Source organism: Streptomyces sp. NPDC059567 (assembly GCF_042735655.1).
Taxonomy (GTDB): Bacteria; Actinomycetota; Actinomycetes; order Streptomycetales; family Streptomycetaceae; genus Streptomyces.
The window spans coordinates 8,256-10,079 of the sequence record NZ_JBHWBS010000156.1; the positions used below are offsets into that span (position 1 = coordinate 8,256).

2 protein-coding genes are annotated in these 1,824 nt (G+C 70.7%); one reads left to right on the forward strand and one right to left on the reverse strand.

Going from position 1 to position 1,824, the window contains the following annotated elements; all coding sequences use genetic code 11:
• Positions 1-76: 76 nt before the first annotated feature.
• Complete coding sequence (locus tag ACFVZW_RS35705) at positions 77-565, reverse strand: hypothetical protein (protein WP_384530570.1); 489 nt, start codon at positions 563-565, stop codon at positions 77-79.
• A gap of 125 nt (positions 566-690) precedes the next feature.
• Between ACFVZW_RS35705 and sph the strand changes: the two genes are divergently transcribed.
• On the forward strand, positions 691-1,713 hold the full coding sequence (sph, locus tag ACFVZW_RS35710; protein WP_384530572.1) for a sphingomyelin phosphodiesterase: 1,023 nt from the start codon (positions 691-693) through the stop codon (positions 1,711-1,713).
• Positions 1,714-1,824: the final 111 nt, after the last annotated feature.

Here is a 1,824-nt window from a genome sequence, read left to right on the forward strand (position 1 = left end):
AAAGGGCGAACTTGGGTCGGGGCCTCGTCCGGGGACTCGGCCCGGGGCGCGGCCCCGATCTCGTGGTGCGTGGGTGTCAGCCGCGGTCGGCGCCGACGGGCTCGCCGACGATGCGGCCGGCCAGGGCGCGGGCCCAGGCGTCGACGTCGGCGGAGAGCTCGCGCTCGGCGGCGGCGCGCTCTTCGGCGATGCGCGCGGAACCGGCGGCCAGGATCGCGTCGCGCTCGGCCATGCCCTCGGCGCGGGCGGCGGCGATGGCGGCCGTGCCGTCCTCGGTGGCCTTGGAGCGGATGCGGGCGGCGTCGTGGCGGGCCTCGGCGAGCTCGGCCTCGTACTGCTCACGGATCTGCGTGGCCTCGGCGCGCAGGTCGTCGGCGCGCTCGGTGCCGCCGGCGATGGCGTCCTCGCGCTGGGCGAGGGTGCGGTTGATCTTCGGCAGGATGCCCTTCGCCAGGATCAGGAAGGTGAGGGCGAACAGCACCACGCCGAGGATGAGCTCAGCCGTGACGGGGTTGAGCGGACCGAGGTCCATGTCGAAGATCGTCGAGTTCTGCGCGAGGGTCATGCGCGCATGATACCTGCTCGAAAAGGCGACAATTTCCGCGGGTGCTCAACTGTTGGCATGTTCGTGCCGACCGCGCAAGATTCCCGGCACCCAGAGTCTACCGGAAGGTAACTACGGCTGATTTGATGTGCCGCGCCGCACCAACCCCCCACCCACACACGGGAGTTTCTGTGCCGATCGCCGCCCACCGCCGTCGTGCCTCCGGCGCCGCCCTGTCCCTCGCGCTCGCCGCCGCGACCCTGGCCACGGCAGCCCCCTCCGCCTCGGCGGCCGAGGCCCCGCGCCTGAAGGTGCTCAGCTACAACGCCTTCCTCTTCAGCAAGACCCTCTACCCGAACTGGGGCCAGGACCACCGGGCCAAGGCGATCCCCGCCGCCGGCTTCTACCAGGGCCAGGACGTCGTGGTGATCCAGGAGGCCTTCGACAACTCCTCCTCGGACGCCCTCAAGGCGAACTCGTACGCCCAGTACCCGTACCAGACTCCGGTCATGGGCCGGAGCAAGAGCGGCTGGGACGCCACGAGCGGGGCCTACTCCGCCACCACCCCCGAGGACGGGGGCGTGACGATCCTCAGCAAGTGGCCGATCGTCCGCAAGGAGCAGTACGTCTACAAGGACGCATGCGGTGCGGACTGGTACTCGAACAAGGGCTTCGTCTACACCGTCCTGAACGTGAACGGCACCAAGGTCCACGTCGTCGGCACGCACGCCCAGTCCACGGACCCGGGCTGCTCGGCGGGCGAGGCGGCGCAGATGCGCAGCCGCCAGTTCAAGGCGATGGACGCCTTCCTCGACGCCAAGAACATCCCGGCGAACGAGCAGGTCATCGTGGCCGGCGACTTCAACGTGGACTCCCGGACGTCCGAGTACTCGACCATGCTGAGCGACGCGGGCCTCGCCGGCGCGGACACCCGCACCGGCCACCCGTACTCCTTCGACACGGAGCTGAACTCGATCGCCTCCGAGCGCTACCCGGACGACCCGCGCGAGGACCTCGACTACGTCCTGTACCGCTCGGGCAACGCCCGGCCGGCGAACTGGACGAACAACGTGGTCCTGGAGACGAGTGCGCCCTGGACGGTCTCCAGCTGGGGCACGCAGTACACGTACACCAACCTCTCCGACCACTACCCGGTGACGGCCTACTGAGCGCACCGCGCCTTCGGATCACCGATCTGATCACCGATCGTACCCGGGGACCCCCCCCCGGTCGTGCGGGGGCGGCCGCGCGCCCGCCCGCGGCCCCGCCGGGCGGGCGGG